Source organism: Nostoc sp. 'Peltigera membranacea cyanobiont' 232 (genome assembly GCF_002245985.1).
Taxonomy (GTDB): domain Bacteria; phylum Cyanobacteriota; class Cyanobacteriia; order Cyanobacteriales; family Nostocaceae; genus Nostoc.
On the sequence record NZ_NOLK01000322.1, the window covers coordinates 1 to 3,359 of the forward strand.

At 41.2% G+C, this 3,359-nt stretch carries 3 protein-coding genes; all 3 read right to left on the reverse strand.

What is annotated here, in order from left to right; genetic code table 11:
- Positions 1-39: 39 nt before the first annotated feature.
- The 3 genes from CDG79_RS39785 to CDG79_RS39795 all read right to left on the reverse strand — a co-directional run bounded on the left by CDG79_RS39785 (position 40) and on the right by CDG79_RS39795 (position 3,264).
- The gene (locus CDG79_RS39785) at positions 40-1,638 is read right to left on the reverse strand and encodes a WD40 repeat domain-containing protein (RefSeq protein WP_094346948.1); all 1,599 of its coding nucleotides are present in this window, start codon (positions 1,636-1,638) and stop codon (positions 40-42) included.
- 245 nt (positions 1,639-1,883) lie between these two features.
- Positions 1,884-3,050, reverse strand: a complete 1,167-nt coding sequence (locus tag CDG79_RS43245; RefSeq protein ID WP_223278655.1) for a DUF3991 domain-containing protein — start codon at positions 3,048-3,050, stop codon at positions 1,884-1,886.
- A complete protein-coding gene (locus tag CDG79_RS39795) occupies positions 3,028-3,264 on the reverse strand; it encodes a hypothetical protein (RefSeq protein ID WP_094346949.1) in 237 nt (78 codons plus the stop codon). Before CDG79_RS39795 ends, CDG79_RS43245 begins: the two co-directional genes overlap by 23 nt.
- Positions 3,265-3,359 lie beyond the last annotated feature (95 nt).

Sequence of the window (3,359 nt, forward strand, 5' to 3'; positions counted from 1 at the left end):
ATTACTTTGAGCTTGCAACTAAATGGATTAAATATTACCCTAGCTCGGATAGTGCCACTTTGTTTCCAACTTGATTGCTGATCGGGCAAGTTCGCTTGTCAATAGGGTTTGAGACGCGCTAACCCTGCTGGGAGAAGCGACAATAGGAAGTGGTAATTTGTTCTTAGATGAGAAAACCTCATTCCACTCAAATATTCGCACTCCTTTATCCATCGCACAGAGTAACCACCTTCCATCTGGACTAAAGTCCATTTTGAAAATCATTTCGTTATCAGAAAAGCTAGTTACTCCTTCACCTCGTTGAACACTAGCCATCCACGCTGTCCTGTCTAATGTTGCGGTTGCTAAAACTTTAACCACTTTTTGAGTGTTCAAATCAATAATGGCTAATTGTGATTTTCCTTCATCAGCCAGTAAGTAGCGACCGTTTGGATGAATTGCAATTTTAGTTCCTTGCCTAACTTTAATTACTGCAATCTGTTGTAAAGTTTTAACAGAAGTAAGAATAATTTCATCCTCTGAACGGCTGATTAGCATTTCTTCGTCTGGAGTAAATTGAATACCGCTAGTAGCTCGAACATGAGAAATTGTTTTTATTAATTGTTTTTGTTCCAAATCATATAGAGTCCCTTGCCAAGATCCACTTGCATGACCTACTGCCAAAAATTTTCCTGATGGGCTAACTTGCATCACATAAGCATTTTGTTCTAGCGCCAGCTCAAGATTTGCTGGTTCATTATTCCAAGGTGCAGTGTAATGTTTTATTTCCAGAAGTTGATTCCCTAGTCCACACCAACCTATAAAAAAACCACCTGTCTGACTGGGGGCAGAGATTGGTATGTGTGGGAACTGTCCACTTTGAGTAGAACTTGAGACTGTAAATAATAAGATACCTGCTCTATTTAATTTAGTGAAAGCTTCATCTATCCTGGCTTTTTCTCTCTGCTTATGTGCTAACTCAATTGAGGGATCTGGAATGTGAACAAATTCTTCCCTACGTTCAATTTCTTCATCTTCTTCATCCTGAAGATACTCATAGCAAGTTGCAGCATTACTGATGTTTAAAAGTTGAGCAAAGCAGGAAAACTGGCTAGCGGCTATAAACACTTCATCATAAGGCAATTTACTGAGTTCAGCAGGGTTTGCACCTGCTTCTAATTGTTGCAATATTTCTAGGCTTTTTCGAGAGAGTTCTTCGAGTTTCTCTGGAGATGAAGCTGCCAATACTTCAGCAATCTGTTCAATGGTTGTTTGGTTATTGGGCAGTTCAGATAGTAAATCAGCAAATACTTCCGGCTTGCCAGTTAATCTTAATTTTTCTTCTCTGGATATAGCCCCAAAAAATTCTGGGACTGAACTATAGGTATCAATTAATTGATGACCTCTGTAATATTCGTAATAAAAAAAATCGTCATGATAAAGAATAAGATTAAGTAAATGACCAGGAAACTGCTGTGCAATCGCCGGAGCGACTGTAGGATTTTGCCCTTTTTCTGAAGGATAAAGACTAATCCAACCGTTAATACATGGAGAAATTAAAAATTTTAGTTTTTCTTGTGCAGCCAGCTTTTTTACAATCTCTGTAAATTGCTCAATTTCATTTGAGCGAATGTGGATAGAACCGTAAAATCTGCCCATATAAATTTTTAATACAAGTAACTAATTGAGTTTACCCACTTTGAAAATGCTCACTCTCATCTCATTAGGTAAAACTAGCCTAGCTTTTCTTTCCAAGATTTAAGAACTCGTGGCTCGGAGTCGGCGCAGCGGAGTGGCTCTTGCGGGATGCAGGATCTAGTAAGCTCGACCAGTAATCTTTCTGCCCGTAAGAGCCACCGACTCCGAGAGCGTAGCGGTCACGAGTTCGTTGGGTCAACATGAGATCATCGACTAAACCCTCGTCCCCGTTGCTTTTGCTCCAGTTCCTCTTGCTGCTGTCGCTGCTGTTCAATAAGAATCTCATTCCAAGTAAGCCCACTAGGTGCAATTCTTTTAGCCTGGGGCAGCATTGACTGAACGACTAGGGCTGCTTCATTTCCCCGATCATCATTATTAAATGCCAGCCCAATTCTGCTGATATTTCTGAGGAATTCTACTGGCAAGTTATTCGGGTCATCCACTGCCATGTACATTGTTCTAACTGGTGGTTGCCCCTTGTGTCCATCTCTGTCAATCTCTGCCATTGACAGCGCATCAATGGGGGAGTCACACAAAAATACTCTCTCGATTTTATCGTCTGCCTCTCCACCCAATTTTAGGTGAAACCACCCCTCGGAGCGATCGCTGTCGGGATACTTGAAAGCACGATTGTCAAGACGTGCGGTATCCCAAACCAGTGCGCCTGACTTTTCACCGTTCAAAGAGCGCTTGATAAAGACAACATTTCGGTGCTGGTCTATGTAACCCAACCCCTGCTGCTGTAATGGGTGTACAAGGAAGTTTGTTATACCGCGTTTTTGAGTCAAGAAATGCTGTAATACTGGGCGTAGGCTTTCATCCTCTGGCGGTGGTATAAACTGGGGTGAACGCTGTTTTTGCTCTCTATCAGATGCCAGTTGATTGTTAGCAATTAATACCAATTCTCTGGCTTCATCAGTAGTCCATCCGGCTGGACTGGCAAAGAGAATTTCTTCAACCTCCTCAGATGGCTTATTATCTAATAATGCCCTGATAGCGATTTCTTTGTCTCGGTCAGTCACTAATAAGTTTTGCAAGTCGGCGCTGTAATACTGATATAACTCGGCTGTTTGATTCGGTGTTAGTTTTAGTTTATCTGTGGCTAGAGTTTGAGCTTTATTAAGAGCAATTGCGTCTGCTGTTTTTTGTGATCTATGCAGTTGCTCCAAATAAACAATCGCTGCTTCCAGGTCGTCGAATATGGTTCTTCCGGCTTCTAGCTGCTGCTGATTTTGAGAAAGTTGTTGTGTTAATTCTAATACTGTTTCAGTTAATGCCGATTCAACAGTCGATTGCTCAATATAATCAGAAATTGATGAAATGGCTCTCTTCTCTAGATATGATTGTAATTCAGTCGCAAGCACTGCATCCATCTTGTCGTGAGGTTTCTAACTGTTGGCTGACAACTGTTCGCTCTCTAGGATTTTTCAACAGATCCTCAATAAGCTCATCATCCCGTTGTGGCTGGTAGTCAATAAACTTATGTTTTTGTAAACCTGGGAATGTGTAGGCAGGCCCCAAAGATGTGCCGCTAAATTTCTGGTCATTCCACGAGGGGAGCAATGCGATTTTGTGAGATGACCCCACCTGGAGAGCGATCGCTAATAAAATCTTACGTATACAACGAATATTTAATACAAAAATCTAAATAATATTCCTTAGAAGATACAACCTGTGCCAAA

Coding starts and splice junctions, on each gene's coding strand:
- CDG79_RS43245 (WP_223278655.1), bottom strand. CDS start 3,050: ATGGATGCAGTGCTTGCGACTGAATTACAATCATATCTAGAGAAGAGA.
- CDG79_RS39785 (WP_094346948.1), bottom strand. CDS start 1,638: ATGGGCAGATTTTACGGTTCTATCCACATTCGCTCAAATGAAATTGAG.